This window comes from Nitrospirota bacterium (assembly GCA_016214845.1).
Taxonomy (GTDB): Bacteria; Nitrospirota; Thermodesulfovibrionia; order UBA6902; family UBA6902; genus SURF-23.
In genome coordinates, this window is the sequence record JACRMS010000039.1 from 1 (window position 1) to 17,724 (window position 17,724).

Consider the following 17,724-nt stretch of genomic DNA (forward strand, 5'->3'; position numbering starts at 1 on the left):
ACTTTATTACAGATTCTGTCAGTTACTCTTTTCGAAAAAATGCCTTTACAACAAATAGTTCAGTATTCCAATTATGGTTTCAATATAACCGAAAATCAAAACCAGTTGAATCTATTCGATTCTTAACCGGACAGTAGTGATTTTTTATTTCAAAATAGCACCGCAGGGTCAGGTTTTGTTCCAGGCAGGCCGTATATCTCAGTCAACCCAATGCCCCCGGTTCCAGAGCCGCCAGCATTCTTTCTGAGTCCAACTGTAGGTGCACTGTATAGATGGGAATAATGAACTGCTTCAGCCCCTCCAGAAAGTTTATCACATTAACAGCTTTCGCTATCACTTTCAATTTAGTCCCCCCCACTCAAAAAGGTTTAATAATGATAATACGCTGTGCCTGTTAAAGACAAGAACTATTTAGAGTCTGTGTATAAACTGCCATTATTTAATTTTCGTTATGGCCCGAAGTCATTCGAAGCTTATTATTAAGAAGACTGGATTCCCGCTCAACAAACTGCGGGAATGACGGTTTGATGACGTAAAAAAATGAGCCCATTTTTTTACCTACTAATATACAACCTTACTTAATGGTGGAGGCGCCGGGAATCGAACCCGGGTCCGGAAGTACTGCATCCAAGCGTCTACATGTGTATCTTGCCGATTTAATCTCGGATACGGAACTGCCGGCAAGAGGGCGTTTCCGGATCCTATCCCTTTGTGTCTTACCTGAAAAACAAGGGCGGATTTTTCAGGCCAGCCTGCTTAATGACGCCTCTTCCAGGTAACAGGCATTCCCGGAGAAGCGTGCCGCTTAATTAAGCAGCAAGTGCCAGATTTGTGTTGGCTTTTGTGTTTGTTCTGCCTTTTAACGTGGTGGCAGAGCCACGACATGCAACTTAGACCTCGTAACCACCGTCGAGGCCTGTCGCCCCCGTCAATTTATTATAACATCTTTTCCCCTTAAGTTAAGGGGGCAGCCTTCCTTCCTGCCTGAGTTTGTTGATGATGTTCTGGATCTCGGGCATAGCGTCGGTAGCGGCCTTTTCGCCTTCAAGCACGGCTTCGTGTCTTTTGGTGAAATCGCTGGAGCCGATATATCCGACTTTCGGTTTTATCACAACGTCAGCCTTTTCAAGCTGGGTCACGGCGATCTTGGAATGCATGATGCTTACTGACTTGAGGATCATGTCAATGGTGTCCTCCGGCAGCGTATTGTCAACATCAGCGGAGATGTCCACGGCAATGACTATATCAGCGCCGAAGCGTCTTGCGGCGTCAACGGCAACAGGGCTGACAATGCCGCCGTCAGCGTAAAGCCCGTCCCCGATCTTCGTGGGCCTGAACACCCCGGGGATTGAACAGCTTGCTCTTACCGCAGTGCCTGTGCTGCCGCTGCTGAAGATCATTTCCTCGCCGCTCTGAATATCTGTAGCAACAGCGTAGAAAGGGATCTTTAAATTTTCTACCTTGGTATTTTTAACCTTCGCGTTTATAAATTCCTCCAAAGCGTCGCCTTTGATAAAGCCTTTGTCGGGGATGCCGAAATCAATGATGTCGCCTCTTTCTATCGCAAAAGATATTTCCTGGAGCTTGAAGGCGTTGTAACCGTAGGCGTAAAGGCTGCCGACAAAACTCCCCGCGCTTGTGCCGACTATCATGTTGACCGGCACGTTATGCGCTTCAAGGACTTTCAAAACACCTATGTGCGCAAAACCCTTTGACGCGCCCGCGCCAAGCACCACCGCGATCTTCGCGGGCCTCAGTGGAGGTTTTATTCCCTCCTTCGGAGCGCATGAGATCGTGAATATAAAGAAAATGATCAGGGGTAAAAATTTATAGAAATTTTTAACGGTCTTCATAAGCAGAGATCCAAAAAGCAGGGGGCGGCGTATCGTGCCCCTGCTTGCTATTTCTTCCTTGCTGCCAGTTTGTTAAGCGCGTTGATGTATGCCTTTGCGGAGGCTATGATGATATCTGTGTCGCTGCCGTGGCCGGTGACTGACTTGCCGTCTTCCTCAAGCGAGACCACAACCTCGCCGAGCGCGTCAGTGCCGCCCGTGATCGCCTTCACCTCATATTTAAGAAGCTTGCTCTTTGTGCCTGTGATAGATGCAATCGCCTTGAACGCGGCGTCAACAGGGCCGTCGCCGTGCTCTGTCTTTTCGATCAGCTCTTCATTGACCTTAAGCTTGATAACGGCGGTCGGTCTCTGATGAATGCCCGCTGAAGCATTGAGATCGACAAGGCTGTATATTTCAGGCACGGTCGTGGATTCTTCGGTCACGAGGATTTCAAGGTCTTCATCGTATATCTCCTTTTTCTGGTCAGCGAGTCTCTTGAAACGCTCAAACGCGCTGTTCACTTCCTCGTCGCTAAGTGCATAGCCTAACTCGTTCAGTCTCGTCCTGAAGGCGTGCCTGCCCGAATGCTTTCCCAGGACGAACTTTGTTTTGTGAAGGCCGATGGTCTCCGGCCTGATAATTTCGTAAGTGGATTTTTCTTTCAGCAGGCCGTCCTGGTGTATCCCGGATTCATGCGCGAACGCGTTCGCCCCGACAATGGCCTTATTGGGCTGAACATACATACCGGTGATCTTTGTTACGAGCCTGCTGCTCCGCATAATCTCTTCTGTTTTGATATTGGTATCGGCATTGAATATATCGCGACGCGTCCTTAACGCCATCACCACTTCTTCCATTGAACAGTTGCCTGCGCGCTCGCCGATACCGTTAATGGTGCATTCGATCTGACCCGCGCCGTTTAAAACCGCTGCGAGGGAATTGGAAGTTGCAAGCCCGAGGTCGTTATGACAATGGACCGCGATCACGGCCTTGTCAATATTCTTCACCTTGTCAAAAAGCGTCTTTATCATCGCACCGAATTCGCTTGGGATGCTGTACCCCACTGTGTCCGGGATATTCACGGTCAACGCTCCTGCCGCAATGACCGCTTCGACAACTTCGCACAGATAATTTATTTCAGTGCGCGTCGCGTCCATCGGGGAGAATTCAACGTCATCTGTAAAACTCTTTGCGAGCTTCACCATCTCCACAGAACGTTTCAAGGCCTCTTCGCGGCTGACGCGGAACTGATGTTTCAGATGGATATCAGAAGTGGAATGGAATGTATGGATACGCCTTTTAGGCGTGTCCTTCAGCGCCTCCCACGCGCGCTTGATGTCCTCTTCTCTGGCCCTTGCAAGACTGCAAATGACCGGGCCTTCCACCTCGCCGCCGATCCTCTTTATTGCCTCAAAATCACCGGGGGACGCGATCGCAAATCCCGCCTCGATAATGTCCACGCCGAGCCTTGCAAGCTGTTTTGCCACTTGCAGCTTTTCGCCCACGTTCATTGACGCGCCGGGGGACTGCTCGCCGTCCCTTAATGTCGTATCGAATATCTTTATTGTCCTCATGATAATTCTCCGAAATTATTATCCGCAGATTTCGCAGATAAAGAACCTTTATTTAATATCTGTGTCGATCTGTGCAATCTGTGGACTAATCATCTCTGTGGTTCTTTAAGTTTCGTTTTTCTCTTCTTGCTAAGCAAATACGTTCCTTCGATGATGCCCCATATCACATAAATAATCGCGAAAACAAATATCACAATCTCAGGGTACATAAATATCAGCACAAAGGCCGACACTATAACTACAAGGAGCCAGAACGGTTTCCTCTCTTTAAAGTTTATCTCCTTCAATCCGTGAAACCGCAGGGTGCTTACCATCAGCGCCGCAAGCAGGAACGGCAGAAAGAGAATTAGATAGTTCTTACTTCCCGGCGTACCTAATAATTCATTATAAAACAAAACGAGTGACGCCACCACTGTGCCTGCCCCGGGGATCGGAAGGCCTGTGAACGCCTTGCTCTCGGTGGTACCCATTTGCACGTTGTACCTTGCAAGCCTCAGGGCCCCGCAGATCACATAGATAAAAGCCGCTCCCCACCCAAGCCTGCCGAAAGAATGCAGATCGCCCCAACTGTAGATCACTACAGCGGGCGCGACACCGAACGCGACGAGGTCGGAAAGGGAATCAAGCTCCACGCCGAATTTTGTCGTGCTGTTTGTCAGCCGCGCGACCCAGCCGTCAAGCCCGTCAAAGATGTTTGCTATCAATATCGCCCACGCCGCATAAACAAAGTTGCCCTTAAATGACGTGAGAATTGCGTAGAACCCGCAGAACATCCCGCACAGCGTCAACGAATTGGGTAATATGTAGATCCCTTTTTTCATAATGTTAAGTAGGAAGTAAGAAGTAGGAAGTAGGAAGTAAAAAACCGAGAACATTGCATATAATAACTTCCCACTTCTGATTTCTCACTTCTCACCTCTCTTTGCTAATATCGTTTCCCCCGCTTTCACCTTGTCGCCTAATTTTACCTTAACTTTGGTATTTAATGGCAAGAAGACATCAAGCCTCGAACTGAATTTAATTATACCGTATCTCTGCCCCTGCGCAAGTGTCTCCCCCGGCTTTACCCGGCAGACTGCGCGGCGCGCGACATAACCTGCTATCTGCTTTACCACGATCTTTCCGTGCTGGCCTTCAAGAAGCATGGTTATATGTTCGTTAGCTGTTGAGGCTTCATCTTTAAACGCTGATAAAAACTTCCCCGGATAATGCCTGACGTCCTTTACAACTCCGTCGCAGGGCGCCCTGTTCACATGCACATTCAGAGGCGACATAAAGATGCTGATCTTCAGCGCCTTCTCATGCAATAGCTCATCCTCCACAGCTTCTGTAATTACAATTATCTTTCCGTCCGCCGGGGAGTAAAACGCGTCCCTGTCAGGGACCGTTACCCTGTCGGGGTCTCTGAAGAAATAGAACATGAAAAGCGTGAGTATCAGAAATACCGCTGTCAGCCAGTGGACCCTGAGAAGCGCAGAGACGGCGGTAAGAGAGATAAAAACCAGGATGAACGGATAACCTTCTTTGGCGAATTGGAACATTTTTATCAGAAGCCGGAAGACAGAAGCCAGAGGTCAGACGAAATAAATCTTCTTAGTTTTTCTAAGTCTGTTGTCTGTCTTCTGCTGTCTGTCTTCTGTTGTCTGTCCTTTCTCACGCCTTTGACTTGTCCACGAGTTTGCCTTTTTTCAGCCACGGCATCATATCTCTGAGCTTGGCGCCGACTTCTTCAATGGAATGCTGTTCGCCTTTTCTGGTAAGGGCGGTAAACACGGGTTTGTTCGCCTTGCATTCGAGCATCCAGTCTCTTGCGAACTCGCCCGACTGTATCTCGTTGAGGATCTTTTTCATTTCCTTTTTCGTCTCACCGGTCACGACGCGGGGGCCTCTTGTTAAGTCGCCGTATTGCGCGGTGTTGCTTATTGAATATCTCATGTTCGATATCCCGCCTTCATAGATCAGGTCCACTATCAATTTCACTTCATGGAGGCATTCAAAATATGCCATTTCCGGCGCGTAGCCAGCTTCAACGAGAGTCTCGTAACCTGCCATGATAAGAGATGTAAGTCCGCCGCACAGCACAACCTGCTCGCCAAAGAGGTCTGTTTCAGTCTCCTCCCTGAAGGACGTCTCAATGATGCCTGCCCTGCCTCCTCCGATTGCGGAAGCATAAGCAAGGGCGATCTCCTTTGTGTCCCTCGAGGGGTCCTGATGGACAGCTATCAAACAGGGGACGCCGCTTCCCTTCGTGTATTCAGATCTGACGAGATGACCGGGCCCTTTCGGCGCGGCCATAAAGACGTTCGTTTCAGGGGACGGGACTATCTGGTTGAAGTGGATATTGAACCCGTGGGCAAAAGCGAGGTAAGCGCCCTTCTTCATATTCGGCGCGATCTCATTCTTGTATACGTCCGCCTGGTATTCATCAGGAAGCAGTATCATGATAATGTCGGCTTTCTTTGCGGCCTCCGCGGGAGGCATTGCCTTAAAGCCCGCCTTTTGCGCCTTGTCCATGCTCGCGCCTTTCCTGATCCCTATGATTACATCCACGCCGCTCTCTTTTAAATTGTTCGCGTGAGCATGTCCCTGGCTGCCGTATCCCATAATGCAGACAGTCTTGCCCTTTAATGCTCCTTTCTTAACATCTTTATCGTAATAAATTTTCATGATACCCTCCTAAAAATTAATTGCTGTCATATTGAAAGTTAACGTCGCTATTGCCGATGAACTCAAAAATAATATCAGATTTAATTGAATTTTGAAAGTTAACATCGACGAATTGACTAATAGCCGCACCATCTTGTAGTATTTTTGTATATCTTCTTTCAGGAAAATTCCTAATCATAATTATTAATTTTTGGAGGAACAGTGACGATTACGGAAAAGATTTTTGCAGCCCACTGCGGCAAAAAAGAGGTCGCACCCGGAGAGTTGATCAACGCGAAGGTGGACCTGATCCTTGCCAATGATATAACCGCGCCCATCGCGATCACCGAGTTTAAAAAGATCGGCGCAAAAGGCGTGTTTGACAAAGACAGGGTCGTGTTCATCCCCGACCACTTCGCCCCGCAAAAAGACATCAAGGCCGCTGAACAGTGCAAGATGCTCAGGGACTTTTCAAGAAGTTATGACCTCGGGCTCTATTTTGAGGTCGGCAGAATGGGCGTGGAACACGCGCTTCTGCCGGAGCAGGGGCTTGTGGTGCCCGGCGACCTGATCATCGGCGCTGACAGTCACACCTGCACATACGGCGGGCTGGGCGCGTTCGCCACCGGTGTGGGATCAACAGACGTGGCGTCCGCAATGGCAACCGGCGAATGCTGGTTCAAGGTGCCTGAGTCCATGAAGTTTGTTTATTACGGGAAACTGAACAAGTGGGCCGGCGGGAAGGACTTGATCCTTCACACAATCGGCGACATCGGCGTTGACGGCGCATTATACAGAGCCATGGAATTCACGGGCGAGACCATCAGTTCACTGCCGATGTACTCGCGGCTGACAATGTGCAACATGGCAATAGAGGCCGGGGGAAAGAACGGGATCATAACCCCTGATGAAATTACTGAACAGTATGTTAAAGGAAGGGCGAAAAGGGAATACAAATTTTATTCATCCGACAAAGCCTCTAAATATGTCGAGGTGAAGGAATACGATTGCTCGAAAATCCCTTTGACTGTGTCCTGCCCTCACCTGCCGTCAAACACGAAACCCGCTGCGGAGCTTTCATCCGTCACAATAGACCAGGTGGTCGTCGGCTCCTGCACAAACGGAAGGATCGAAGACCTGAGAGAGGCCGCTGAAATTATAAAAGGGAAAAAGGTCCATCCCGAAGTCAGGATGATCGTCATCCCCGCGACCCAGCAGATCTATTTGCAGGCGGTCAAAGAAGGGCTGGCAGAGATATTCGTGAACGCGGAAGCGGTTTTTTCCACACCGACATGCGGCCCGTGTCTCGGCGGACACATGGGAATTCTTGCAAAGGGCGAAAGGGCCATTGCGACAACGAACAGGAATTTTGTCGGCAGGATGGGACACCCTGAGAGCGAAGTCTATCTCTCAAACCCGGCAGTCGCCGCCGCTTCGGCGATCAAAGGGAGGATCGCCGTACCGGATGAAGTTGTATAATCACAAAATATTTATCCACAGATTTCGCAGATTGCACAGATAAAGAAAAAATTCTTTAAAAAAATCTGTGAAATCTGTGTCATCTGTGGATTACTTTTCAGGAGGATATCATGATTCTTAAAGGTAAGGTCTGGAAGTTCGGAGACAACATCGACACCGACGCGATCATTCCAGCGCGTTATTTAAACACATCAGACCCCAAGGAGCTTGCAAAGCACGTGATGGAAGACGCGGACAAGGATTTTCCGTCAAAGGTTGCGGCAGGGGACCTGATAATTGGAAAGGCCAATTTCGGCTGCGGCTCTTCAAGGGAGCACGCCCCTATCGCGATAAAGGCGGCGGGCATTCAGGCGGTCGTTGCAAAAAGCTTTGCGAGGATCTTTTACAGAAACGCGTTCAACATCGGGCTTCCTATCTTTGAGTCGGATGACGCGCCGGACAAGATCAGCGGGGGCGACGAGATAGAGATAGACGCGGACAAAGGGACGATCAGGAACATAACAAAGGGCGAAGAATACACCGCGAAACCGATCCCTCCGTTCATGCAGGAGCTTATCTCCGCGGGGGGGTTGATCGAATGGACCAAAAAGAGGCTGAAGGCCTCGTAGCCGCCTACATGGAATTCTTGCGGGAGCCCGAAAGAAAAAATTCTGTGGAATATCTAATTAATGATGTTGTATAATTTTTCATTCCAAAATTTCAATATCATAAAGGGGAGGGCAATATGAAGGTTAAAACAGTAGTGCTGTCACTGGTTTTTCTGGTTTTATGTTCCACAAGTCTTTATGCAAAAACTCTTTCGTTAGGCGTAAAGGCCAGCACATTAGGGGTAGGGCCTGAAGTTGAGGTGTCGTTTCTGGATTTTTTAGGTATCAGAGGGGGATTTAATTACTGGAAATATAATTACGATGGAACAAAAGACGATATCGATTATAAATTTAAACTGAAATTGAACTCTGTTCCAGTCTTATTGGACATACATCCATTCAAGGGCAGTTTCAGACTTACCGGCGGCGTGCTTATCAACCGTAATAAGGTTGATGCAGATGCAGAGATTGCACCTGGCACAACATATACAATCGGAGACCAGGATTTTGATGGATCGGAGATTGGAAAACTTAAAGGGAAAATTACCTTCAATGATACAGCGCCATATGCCGGGCTGGGATGGGATACTTCATTCGGAAGGGACAATGCCTGGGGGTTTATTATGGACTTAGGAGTGGTTTTCTCAGGGTCTCCCAAGGTTGATCTTTCCGCCAGCGGCGGAACAAAATCCAACGATCCCACATTTCTGAGCGAGTTGGCAAAAGAAGAAGATAACATGCAAGATGATCTTAACGCTTATAAATATTATCCTGTAATTGGGATTGGGGTTAATTACAGATTTTAACCGGAGGTTTTATGAAAGTTTTAGCAGCAGTCTTAGGCATTATCCTTCTGCAAAACATAGCTTATGCGGAAGAGAACATCGAGTTAAAGACCCAGAGAGACAAGTTGAGTTACAGTATCGGCACAACCATGGGAAAAGATTTCAAAAGCCAGTCCATAGATGTTGATCCTGATATCCTCGCCAAAGGAATTAAGGACGCGTTCTCAGGTGACAAGTCTTTGATGACGGATGAGGAAATGCGCGATACTATTTCCACTTTCCGTAATGAGATGATGGCCAAGCAGATGGCGCAAATGAAAGAGTCAGCCGAGAAGAACAAGAAGGAAGGGGACGCCTTTCTCGCGGAGAACAAGAAAAAAGAAGGCGTCGTAACTCTGCCGAGCGGCTTACAGTATAAAGTCATTAAAGAAGGGACCGGGGCAAAACCGAAAGCAACGGATACAGTGAGCGTGCATTATAAAGGGACCTTTATAGACGGCGCTGAATTCGACAGTTCCATGAAGCGCGGCCAGCCTGCAACGTTCAAAGTCGGCGGTGTGATCCCCGGCTGGACCGAGGCGCTGCAGCTTATGAAAGCCGGTTCAAAGTGGCAGTTGTATGTGCCGTCCAATCTTGCTTATGGAGAGCGCGGCGCGGGACGTGAAATCGGACCCAACGCGACGCTTATTTTTGAAGTGGAACTGCTTTCCATTCAGGAAAATACAGGCAAACTGCCGGCGCCTGAAAAACCGGCAAAATAGTTGAGCCTCTTGCAAATGTTTAGAGGAAATCACGTTTGCCGTCATACCCGCAAAGGCGGGTATCCAGAAGTCTTTGGTTTATAATATACTGGATTCCCGATAAAGACCTCGGGGATGACGAATAAAGACTTTTGCAGGAGCCTCAGTTAATATTTATTTGTACACCCTTTCAACCCGCTGGCCGATAGATGTGAGGACTTCATAGGGAATGGTGCCGATCTTGTCCGCGATGTCAGCGGCGGTAATTTTCTCTTTCCCCTGATTTCCGATTAAAACTACTTCTGAATCCAGGCCTGCGTCCGGTATGTCCGTAACATCAACCATGATCGTGTCCATGCAGACCCTTCCGGCAATAGGCGCGCGCTTTCCATTGATAAGCACCTCTCCCTGGTTGGAGAGTTTCCTGTTGTATCCGTCAGCATAGCCGACAGGAATTGTTGCGATGGTGCTTTTCCTCTTTGTGATGAAGGTCCTGCCGTAGCTTATCGGAATGCCGGCCGGGACTTTTTTAAGGAGAAGGATCTTACTTTTCAGGCTTAACACCGGCTTGAGATCATCAGACCCGTAGCCGTAAAGCATAATTCCGGGCCTTACCATATTGAGGTGGGCGTTTTTCATGCTTAGTGTAGCGGCGCTGTTGGCAATGTGAAGATATTTAAAAGTGATCTTGTTCCGTGACCATTCATTTTTTATCGCAAGGAACCTCTTCAACTGCAGACCGGCAAACTCTTTATCACAGAGGTCCGCCTCGGAGAAATGGCTCATGAGCCCTTCGAGTTCAATGTTTTTCAGGCGCGCTGCCTTGGGGATGTCCGTTAAGGCCCTGTCGATAGTAAACCCCACACGCCCCATGCCGGTGTCTACCTTGATATGCACCGCGATCCTGCGCTTGCGCCTCACAGCCTCTTTAGAAAATTTCTTAGCGGTGTTTAAATCGAGGATTAAGGGGGTGAGATTAAATCTGAAGCATTCGTCAATGTGGTCCCTGTCAAAAAAAACCAGTATGGGGGCCGTTATCCCGGCCTCCCTGAGCGCAATGGCTTCGGCGGTAAACGCTGTTCCGAGATAAGTGATGCCTTGTTTTATGAGGTACTTTGAAATCTCTGCTGCGCCGTGTCCGTAGGCGTTGGCCTTCACAACGGCGAGAATATTTTTATTGCCTGTTTTCTTTTTGGCGACCCTGAGGTTGTGCGAGAGGGCTTTAAGATCGATTTCTGCGAAGGCTCTCAGCATTAAGATTTAAGACTTGCTTTCCTTGCCCGACTCATTGCCTTCCGTTTTATTTTTTGGTGTAACGTCGATCTCATCCGGCCCGGAAGACGCCTTCTTGAAATTCTTTATCGCCTCTCCTATGCCCTTGCCGATCTGAGGCAGTCTCGACGCCCCGAAAAGGATCACAACGATGACCAGAATTATTATCAGCTCTGATGTCCCAAGTCCAAACATTTCTTCCTCCTCATTACGCTATTTTTAAATTTCAACCTGTCTTGAGGTTGCAGATAAAGCTCGACATCTTCGGGAGTGTTAAGGTTAATGAACGACTTCGCCTCCGGGTCGATGCCCTTTATCTCTTCGGTTGTAATATATTTTACTCTTTTACTGCGATTAAGTAAAAAATCTTTTATCCCCTTCTTCCCTGAAAGTATAAACTGCTCCAAAGTGGACAAGGCTTTTTTTGAATAAAAGGCAAAGAGAGGCTCAGCCCGGTGGTTGACAACCGGGACCACAACATCATAAATGTCGGCTTCTTGCGCAGGGTCGAAATTCCCTCTCTCCTCGCCGCTCATCATAGAGAGACATGCCGGATTATATCTTTCATCCGCCATAAACCTGATCAGGGCCGGATTTATGAAGGGCATGTCGCACGCGGAAACAAAAACCCACTGGCTGGATGAATTCAGAAGCGCGGTAAAGATTCCCGTCATCGGGCCTCTCACGTCATAAACGTCGCCAAACAGCGGCACTCCGAGATATGAATAAAGCTCCGGCTGGTTGGTGATGATGTAGGTTTCCCGGAAAAGCCGCTTCATGATCTTGAGATTCCTCTCGACGGTCTTCTTCCCCTCAACCTCGATGAATGCCTTCAGCACAGGCATGCGTTTGTTCTCTCCGCCTGCGAGGATTACGCCCGTGCAATTATGTATAAGATTATTCATTTTGTCTGTCATTCCGGCAGTCATTAAGCCGGGATCCAGTTTGTATTTCCTGAATTCCCGCCTTCGCGGGAATGACGTTTTAGCCTTTAATTATTTTCACTAATTCCTGAACTTCAAGGACCGCTTTTGTCTCAGTCCCGCTGACCATGTCTTTGACCACGACCTCGCCTTTTTTCAATTCGTCTTCGCCGAGGACAATGACATTTTTTGCGCCGAGGCGGTTTGCCTTGCGCATCTGGCTCTTAAGAGATGACGGTTCATAATTAACCTCGGCCCACATCCCTGATGAGCGTAATTGTTCGGCCAGCAGCAGGCCCTTTTCAGGTGCTTCCTGTCCAAGCGGACAAATAAGAACGTCGGGAGTTTCAGCCTTGCTTATGGACCCCTTTATCAGAGGGATGATCCTTTCCATACCAATGGCGAAACCGATGCCGGGGGTCGGCGGCCCGCCGAACTCGTCTACAAGTCCGTCGTATCTCCCGCCTGCCGCAACTGCCTTCTGGCTTCCAAGAGATTCGCTTGTCACTTCAAAGGCTGTCTTTGTGTAATAGTCGAGACCTCTGACGAGATTAGGGTTGATGGAATGCCTGACGTTGAGTGTTTCGAGGTTGCGCTTCAAATTGTCAAAATGCTGTTTGCAATCATCGCAGAGATGATCAAGCACGGCCGGAGCGCCCTGTCTGGATTCGATACAGCCCGGGACCTTGCAGTCCAGTATTCTCAAGGGGTTCAGATCAAACCGCCTTTGACAATCGCCGCAGAAACTGTTCAATCTGTCCCGAAGGAAATTTTTCAGGGCATCCCTGTATGCGGGACGGCAGTTTTTACATCCGATCGAGGTTATCTCAAAATTGACCCCCTCAAGGCCTATGCTGTTTAATATCTTTGAAAGCATGGAGATTATCTCAGCGTCGAGTTTCGGGTCTTCAATGCCCAGGGCCTCCGCGCCTATCTGGTAAAACTGCCTGTACCTGTACGCCTGCGGCCTTTCATACCGGAACATCGGGCCCATGTAATAAAATTTTTGCGGCGCTGGATTGTTGTATAAGTGGTGCTCAACGTAAGCCCTTACAAAAGACGCCGTGCCCTCCGGCCGCAGGGTCACGCTGCGGTCGCCCTTGTCGGTAAAGGTGTACATCTCTTTTTCCACAATATCGGAGGTCTCTCCGATGCTTCTGGTAAATATGTCGGTTGATTCGAGTACGGGGAGCCTGATTTCCTGGTAGCCGTAAGTCCTGAAAACGTCCCGAGAGATCTTCTCAATGTGCTGCCAGACGGAGATCTCAGGCGGCAGGATGTCCTGAAAGCCCTTAAGCGTTTTGTGTTTCATTCGGTATTTCAGCCTCGCGTTCCTTGTCGAATTCCATCATCCTGAGGTGGCTCTCAATCAATCTCTTCAGCTCTTCTTTGAAATGTCTCCTTATGCCTTTGAGGTCGGTTATGTCTTCATGGATCTTCACGATCTTTTCCTGGGCCTCTCTCATCATGTCTTCCGCCTTCAACTCCGCTTCTTTTATCATGAGCTCGGCGTCTTTCTTGGCTGTGCCCCTGAATTCTTCCACCATTTGTTGTGTGCTGATAAGGGTGTCTTTCAGAGTGGTCTCGATATTTTTATACTCCTTTAACTGCTTCTCGAATCTCTTGGACTCTTCCCTCAGGTTGGCGTTTTCCCTCAGGAGCTCTTCCATCTCCTCCCTGATCAGTTCGAGAAAGGAATCCACCTCTTCCATATCAAAACCCCTGAACCTTGTGGCGAATTGTTTCTGCTGAATATCAAGCGGCGTTATTCTCATAGTACCTCCTGTATGAACGAAAAATTTATGTCTTTATTTTATTGAAACTAACTATAAAGCAACGATTAATAAAAATCAAAGCCCTTCTCACTTCATCCTCGCGCCCATATCAAATAATGACGCAACCACAAAGTATTTCAGGAACATGATCGCAAGAATTACCAGCATGGGCGATATATCAATGCCCATTGATATCCCGATCCGTCTTCTGATAGGTCTTAACACAGGATCTGTTACCGCGTGCAGGAAGCGCACGATAGGATTGTAAGGGTCGGGATTCACCCAGCTCAGAAGAGCGGAGATTATTATCATCCACATATATATTGTCAGGATAGTATCAAGGATATGTCCAACCGCGCTAAAAAGATTGCCGAATAAAAACATTTGTTACCTCCCTTTCCCCAACTCTTCTGCTCTTTTCTTTGCGGCCTCAAGGGCATCAAGCACTAAATCTCTTAATCCCTTCTCATTAAAGACCTTCAACCCTGCCGCTGTCGTGCCTCCCGGCGAAGTCACCATCTCTCTGAGCTTTGAAGGCGGCATTCCGGATTCCAGGAGCCTTGCAGTGCCGATAGCAGTTTGAACAGCAAGCACAGACGCATCGTCTTCGCTCAGTCCTAATTTTACCCCGGCCCCTGTCATCGCCTCTACAAAAAGTGCTATGAAGGCCGGGCCGCTGCCTGAGACCGCGGTCACGGCATCCATGTATTTTTCAGGTAAAGTTATGACCTTGCCGATAGACATTAATATCTCCCTGACAACTGAAATGTCCTTGTCTGAAAAACACTCGCACAGGGACATGACCGACATCCCCTCCTGTACCAAAGCAGGCGTATTCGGCATGACACGGATGAGTTTCTTTGTCTTCAATTTGGATGATAGATACGAAAGCGTAATGCCCGCTGCAATCGAAACTACGGTCTTCTCTTCAGAAATATCAGGACTGATCTCATCAAGGGCCGTCTCCATATTCTGCGGCTTCACCGCAAGGATGATTATATCGCACGCGGCTGCAACCTCTTTATTGGACGATGTTGTTTTGATACCGTAGGTCTTTTCTAAATACTGCCTTCTTTCCTCCCTCGGTTCTGCCACAAAGATCTGTCTTCTGTCTTCTGACCTCTGCCTTCTGATTCCTTTAATAATGGCTTCCGCCATGTTGCCGCCGCCGATAAAACCGATCATTATTCCCTCTCCCCGAATATCGCGGTACCGATCCTGACCATTGTAGCGCCTTCCTCGATAGCGACTTCAAAATCATTGGACATGCCCATTGACAATTCGGGCAGGCTGAAGCCTTTTGCCGATGCCCCGTCCCTGATCTCCCGCAATCTCCTGAAGTAAGGCCGTACCGATTCAGGGTCATCAAAGTAAGGCGGTATTGTCATGAGGCCTTCAAGTTTGAGATGCTGCATCTTTGAGACTTCTTCAAGCAGTCCTGTCATGTCTTTTTCTGAAACTCCATGCTTTGTCGCTTCATCAGAGAGTTTTATCTGCACAAGCACCCTCTGCGCTTTATTCATTTTCCCGGCCTGTTTGTTAACTTCTGTAGCAAGCTCAAAAGAGTCAATAGTCTGGATCAGGTCGAATATCTGAACTGCGGCCTTGGCCTTGTTTGTCTGCAGATGACCGATCAAATGCCATTGTATTCTTAAGTCTGTGCTCTGTGCTCTGTGTTCTGTGATCTTTTCTTTCGCTTCCTGTACCCTGTTCTCTCCTAAAATTGAAACTCCAGCTTTTACCGCTTCGATAATTTCCTGCAATTCAACTGTCTTCGTAACGGCAATGAGTTTTATGTCCTTCGGGGACCTGCCTGCTCTTGCAGCGGAGTCATTGATCCTTTGCTGAATTGCTGTGAGATTCTCCGAAATCCCCATTGTCTAACAGACTAACATTTTTGTTTTTTTATTTACAACCTGAGAATTATCCACAGATTACTCAGATGTACACAGATTTAATAAAAGCTCCTTCCTGATCTGTGTAATCTGCGAAATCTGCGGATTATTACTGTCAATTTTCTTTCTCTTCACTAAGGTTTTCGTAAATAAAAACAGTCCTTTTTGTGTTATCATTTTACCATGAACAAGGGCGGTATACTCGTCGTTGAAGATGAATCCAAAATCGCTGCAATCGTAAAGGCATATCTTGAAAAAGAAGGCTTCAGGGTCACGGTAGCAAGCACCGGACAAAAGGCCATATCAGCGCTGAAAGACGGATTTGATCTGATAATACTCGACCTCATGCTTCCTGACATGGACGGGGAAGACATATGCCGGACCATCCGCGCGGACTCTGACGTGCCGATCATCATGCTGACCGCCAAAGTGGAAGAAGAGGACAGGATAAAAGGGCTCGGCATAGGCGCGGATGATTATGTAGTCAAGCCTTTCAGTCCGAGAGAGCTTGTTGCAAGAGTCAACGCGCTTTTAAGAAGGTCCAAAGGCGCAAAGGGGAGCATCAGTTTCAACAAGGGGGACCTTGTTATTGACTCTTCCCGTTTTGAGATAATAAAGAACAATGTGCCTTTGGTGCTTACCCCCACGGAATTCAAGCTCCTGCAATGCCTCGCGGAACGTCCCGGACAGATCTTTTCAAGGCTCCAGCTTGTAAATGTAATACTCGGTTATGATTTTGAAGGATACGACAGGACCATTGACGCCCACATCAAGAACATCCGCCACAAGATCGAAGAAGACCCCAGAAACCCCTCTTATATCAAAACAGTCTACGGGGTAGGTTACAGGTTTATCGGCCAGCCTGATGAGGACTAAACTATTCATCGCATTCATATTCCTTGTCCTCTTCGCCCTGCTGTCAAATATAATGTTTGAACGGCTCATCATGAGGGACTTTGATGAGTTCATGGAAGGCACAAAGGAAGACCAGATCTACTGGATATTAGCGTCTGTTGAAGGAAGCTATAAAAGCAACGCATGGGACCATCAATCGCTTCATGAGTCGCTGCACTGGGGTCTGATGCTCGGTTTTGAAAGCATATTGGAGGACGCGGCAGGCAATAACATACTGACATCCACCGATGTTGTTTTTAACATGGATTCTTACATGCTGGGCAGGATGAAGGAGTTTTTGAAGCTGCCCGCGGGCAAAGGGGCCTTTACCTGGTATCCGCTGTATGTTGAAGGTAAAGAGATAGGAAAGCTGCATCTCCGGCCTCTTGAAAGGCTCGGAGAGATCCCGTTAAAAGAAGAGATATTCAGAAAGAGGGGGAGAGAATTCCTTATTATATCTTTCCTGATCGCGGGCGGAGGGGCTTTGCTCCTGTCTGTCCTGTTCACAATGTTTCTTTCCAGGCCCGTCAGGCGCTTAACAGTTGCGGCGGAGAAGATTGCCAAAGGGGAATTTTCCATTCAAAAGCTCAAGGTGCACCGTAAATATAAAGACGAGATCGACAAGCTTTCTGAAACCTTTACCTACATGGCTGAGGCCCTGAAAAAAGAGGACCTTTTAAGAAAGCATCTGACATCGAATATCACCCATGAGCTGAGAACGCCTTTAACGATCATAAAGGGCAATCTCGAAGCGGTCGAAGACGGGGTAATTTCCGACCCGAATGAGGTTTTAAGGACCATGAGATCAGAAGTTCACAGGATGATCTCCCTCGTCGAGGGCATTGAGGACATTACAAGGGCCGAGGCAAGCTTCTTTAAGCGTGGAGACATGGAAGAGATCAACCTCATTGATTTTGTCGGGTCTGTTGCCGGAGGCATGAAAAAGCTTATTGAAGATAAGGGGCTCTACCTGAAAACCGCCGGGCCCCCGGTCGTTGTCAGGACTTATCCCGATAAGCTCCATATCATCCTGAAGAACCTGCTGACAAATGCCTTCAAATACACAAGCGGCGGCGGAATTACAATAAAATGGGACAGGCAGAATGCCGAAGGCTTTTATATCTCCGTTGAAGACACTGGAAAAGGCGTTGGACCGGAAAACATTCCAAGGATATTTGAGCGGTTTTATAAGGGAGATGACTCAGGCGGACAGGGGCTGGGGCTTGCTATAGTCAAGGAGCTTACGGAAGTAATAGGCGGAAAGGTCGAAGTCCAAAGCGCGCCCGGTAAAGGCTCGCGGTTTACGGTCATATTTTAAC

19 protein-coding genes and 1 other RNA gene are annotated in these 17,724 nt (G+C 48.1%); 6 read left to right on the forward strand and 14 right to left on the reverse strand.

All coding sequences use genetic code 11. From position 1 onward, the window contains the following. Positions 1–582: 582 nt before the first annotated feature. From ssrA to ilvC, 6 genes are all read right to left on the reverse strand, one after another. Positions 583–927, reverse strand: a transfer-messenger RNA (tmRNA) gene (gene ssrA / locus HZB61_15320). Positions 928–959: 32 nt separating this feature from the next. Beyond that, a complete protein-coding gene (locus tag HZB61_15325) occupies positions 960–1,853 on the reverse strand; it encodes a patatin-like phospholipase family protein (GenBank protein MBI5057979.1) in 894 nt (297 codons plus the stop codon). 47 nt (positions 1,854–1,900) lie between these two features. Next, positions 1,901–3,409 carry a 2-isopropylmalate synthase gene (locus HZB61_15330; protein MBI5057980.1) on the reverse strand — a complete coding sequence of 503 codons (1,509 nt, stop codon included), beginning with the start codon at positions 3,407–3,409 and terminating at the stop codon, positions 1,901–1,903. Between the two features lie 89 nt (positions 3,410–3,498). Beyond that, a complete protein-coding gene (pssA, locus tag HZB61_15335; GenBank protein ID MBI5057981.1) occupies positions 3,499–4,230 on the reverse strand; it encodes a CDP-diacylglycerol--serine O-phosphatidyltransferase in 732 nt (243 codons plus the stop codon). Positions 4,231–4,314: 84 nt separating this feature from the next. Further along, on the reverse strand, positions 4,315–4,950 hold the full coding sequence (locus HZB61_15340; protein ID MBI5057982.1) for a phosphatidylserine decarboxylase family protein: 636 nt from the start codon (positions 4,948–4,950) through the stop codon (positions 4,315–4,317). Between the two features lie 112 nt (positions 4,951–5,062). Next, positions 5,063–6,076 (reverse strand): ketol-acid reductoisomerase, encoded by a 1,014-nt coding sequence (gene ilvC / locus HZB61_15345; GenBank protein MBI5057983.1) that lies wholly within the window; start codon positions 6,074–6,076, stop codon positions 5,063–5,065. A 201-nt stretch (positions 6,077–6,277) separates the two neighbouring features. On the opposite strand from ilvC, the gene leuC reads away from it, so the two are divergent. The 4 genes from leuC to HZB61_15365 all read left to right on the forward strand — a co-directional run bounded on the left by leuC (position 6,278) and on the right by HZB61_15365 (position 9,667). Continuing rightward, positions 6,278–7,534, forward strand: coding sequence for a 3-isopropylmalate dehydratase large subunit (gene leuC / locus HZB61_15350; protein ID MBI5057984.1), 1,257 nt, complete (start codon positions 6,278–6,280; stop codon positions 7,532–7,534). A 110-nt stretch (positions 7,535–7,644) separates the two neighbouring features. Beyond that, positions 7,645–8,142: a 3-isopropylmalate dehydratase small subunit gene (leuD, locus tag HZB61_15355; GenBank protein ID MBI5057985.1), complete on the forward strand. Its 498-nt coding sequence runs from the start codon at positions 7,645–7,647 to the stop codon at positions 8,140–8,142. Positions 8,143–8,258: 116 nt separating this feature from the next. Further along, positions 8,259–8,927, forward strand: coding sequence for a hypothetical protein (locus HZB61_15360; GenBank protein MBI5057986.1), 669 nt, complete (start codon positions 8,259–8,261; stop codon positions 8,925–8,927). Positions 8,928–8,938: 11 nt separating this feature from the next. After that, positions 8,939–9,667 (forward strand): FKBP-type peptidyl-prolyl cis-trans isomerase, encoded by a 729-nt coding sequence (locus tag HZB61_15365; GenBank protein MBI5057987.1) that lies wholly within the window; start codon positions 8,939–8,941, stop codon positions 9,665–9,667. A gap of 153 nt (positions 9,668–9,820) precedes the next feature. Here the strand turns inward: HZB61_15365 and alr are convergent, their stop codons facing one another. The 8 genes from alr to HZB61_15405 form a co-directional block, all read right to left on the reverse strand. Continuing rightward, positions 9,821–10,900: an alanine racemase gene (alr, locus tag HZB61_15370; GenBank protein ID MBI5057988.1), complete on the reverse strand. Its 1,080-nt coding sequence runs from the start codon at positions 10,898–10,900 to the stop codon at positions 9,821–9,823. A 6-nt stretch (positions 10,901–10,906) separates the two neighbouring features. Further along, on the reverse strand, positions 10,907–11,113 hold the full coding sequence (locus tag HZB61_15375) for a twin-arginine translocase TatA/TatE family subunit (GenBank protein ID MBI5057989.1): 207 nt from the start codon (positions 11,111–11,113) through the stop codon (positions 10,907–10,909). Beyond that, the gene (locus HZB61_15380) at positions 11,086–11,823 is read right to left on the reverse strand and encodes a molybdenum cofactor guanylyltransferase (protein ID MBI5057990.1); all 738 of its coding nucleotides are present in this window, start codon (positions 11,821–11,823) and stop codon (positions 11,086–11,088) included. The genes HZB61_15375 and HZB61_15380 overlap by 28 nt, the downstream gene beginning before the upstream one ends. 79 nt (positions 11,824–11,902) lie before the next feature. Beyond that, positions 11,903–13,153, reverse strand: a complete 1,251-nt coding sequence (locus HZB61_15385) for a histidine--tRNA ligase (protein ID MBI5057991.1) — start codon at positions 13,151–13,153, stop codon at positions 11,903–11,905. Next, positions 13,134–13,616, reverse strand: a complete 483-nt coding sequence (locus tag HZB61_15390) for a DivIVA domain-containing protein (protein MBI5057992.1) — start codon at positions 13,614–13,616, stop codon at positions 13,134–13,136. The genes HZB61_15385 and HZB61_15390 overlap by 20 nt, the downstream gene beginning before the upstream one ends. 87 nt (positions 13,617–13,703) lie before the next feature. Further along, positions 13,704–14,000, reverse strand: a complete 297-nt coding sequence (locus HZB61_15395) for a YggT family protein (protein MBI5057993.1) — start codon at positions 13,998–14,000, stop codon at positions 13,704–13,706. Between the two features lie 3 nt (positions 14,001–14,003). Then, positions 14,004–14,801, reverse strand: a complete 798-nt coding sequence (gene proC / locus HZB61_15400) for a pyrroline-5-carboxylate reductase (GenBank protein MBI5057994.1) — start codon at positions 14,799–14,801, stop codon at positions 14,004–14,006. Continuing rightward, on the reverse strand, positions 14,801–15,493 hold the full coding sequence (locus HZB61_15405) for a YggS family pyridoxal phosphate-dependent enzyme (GenBank protein MBI5057995.1): 693 nt from the start codon (positions 15,491–15,493) through the stop codon (positions 14,801–14,803). The genes proC and HZB61_15405 overlap by 1 nt, the downstream gene beginning before the upstream one ends. A gap of 201 nt (positions 15,494–15,694) precedes the next feature. Here HZB61_15405 and HZB61_15410 point away from each other — a divergent pair, with 201 nt between their 5' ends. Further along, complete coding sequence (locus tag HZB61_15410; protein MBI5057996.1) at positions 15,695–16,387, forward strand: response regulator transcription factor; 693 nt, start codon at positions 15,695–15,697, stop codon at positions 16,385–16,387. Beyond that, complete coding sequence (locus HZB61_15415; GenBank protein MBI5057997.1) at positions 16,377–17,723, forward strand: HAMP domain-containing histidine kinase; 1,347 nt, start codon at positions 16,377–16,379, stop codon at positions 17,721–17,723. The genes HZB61_15410 and HZB61_15415 overlap by 11 nt, the downstream gene beginning before the upstream one ends. The last annotated feature ends 1 nt before the right edge of the window (position 17,724 follow it).

What these genes read in the sequence shown, in the direction of transcription:
- HZB61_15405 (MBI5057995.1), bottom strand. Translation starts at nt 15,493, where the DNA reads ATGGGGATTTCGGAGAATCTCACAGCAATTCAGCAAAGGATCAATGAC.
- HZB61_15410 (MBI5057996.1), top strand. Translation starts at nt 15,695, where the DNA reads ATGAACAAGGGCGGTATACTCGTCGTTGAAGATGAATCCAAAATCGCT.
- HZB61_15365 (MBI5057987.1), top strand. Translation starts at nt 8,939, where the DNA reads ATGAAAGTTTTAGCAGCAGTCTTAGGCATTATCCTTCTGCAAAACATA.
- HZB61_15415 (MBI5057997.1), top strand. Translation starts at nt 16,377, where the DNA reads ATGAGGACTAAACTATTCATCGCATTCATATTCCTTGTCCTCTTCGCC.
- HZB61_15375 (MBI5057989.1), bottom strand. Translation starts at nt 11,113, where the DNA reads ATGTTTGGACTTGGGACATCAGAGCTGATAATAATTCTGGTCATCGTT.
- proC (MBI5057994.1), bottom strand. Translation starts at nt 14,801, where the DNA reads ATGATCGGTTTTATCGGCGGCGGCAACATGGCGGAAGCCATTATTAAA.
- HZB61_15325 (MBI5057979.1), bottom strand. Translation starts at nt 1,853, where the DNA reads ATGAAGACCGTTAAAAATTTCTATAAATTTTTACCCCTGATCATTTTC.
- HZB61_15385 (MBI5057991.1), bottom strand. Translation starts at nt 13,153, where the DNA reads ATGAAACACAAAACGCTTAAGGGCTTTCAGGACATCCTGCCGCCTGAG.
- leuD (MBI5057985.1), top strand. Translation starts at nt 7,645, where the DNA reads ATGATTCTTAAAGGTAAGGTCTGGAAGTTCGGAGACAACATCGACACC.
- HZB61_15390 (MBI5057992.1), bottom strand. Translation starts at nt 13,616, where the DNA reads ATGAGAATAACGCCGCTTGATATTCAGCAGAAACAATTCGCCACAAGG.
- ilvC (MBI5057983.1), bottom strand. Translation starts at nt 6,076, where the DNA reads ATGAAAATTTATTACGATAAAGATGTTAAGAAAGGAGCATTAAAGGGC.
- pssA (MBI5057981.1), bottom strand. Translation starts at nt 4,230, where the DNA reads ATGAAAAAAGGGATCTACATATTACCCAATTCGTTGACGCTGTGCGGG.
- HZB61_15380 (MBI5057990.1), bottom strand. Translation starts at nt 11,823, where the DNA reads ATGAATAATCTTATACATAATTGCACGGGCGTAATCCTCGCAGGCGGA.
- HZB61_15330 (MBI5057980.1), bottom strand. Translation starts at nt 3,409, where the DNA reads ATGAGGACAATAAAGATATTCGATACGACATTAAGGGACGGCGAGCAG.
- alr (MBI5057988.1), bottom strand. Translation starts at nt 10,900, where the DNA reads ATGCTGAGAGCCTTCGCAGAAATCGATCTTAAAGCCCTCTCGCACAAC.
- HZB61_15395 (MBI5057993.1), bottom strand. Translation starts at nt 14,000, where the DNA reads ATGTTTTTATTCGGCAATCTTTTTAGCGCGGTTGGACATATCCTTGAT.
- HZB61_15360 (MBI5057986.1), top strand. Translation starts at nt 8,259, where the DNA reads ATGAAGGTTAAAACAGTAGTGCTGTCACTGGTTTTTCTGGTTTTATGT.
- HZB61_15340 (MBI5057982.1), bottom strand. Translation starts at nt 4,950, where the DNA reads ATGTTCCAATTCGCCAAAGAAGGTTATCCGTTCATCCTGGTTTTTATC.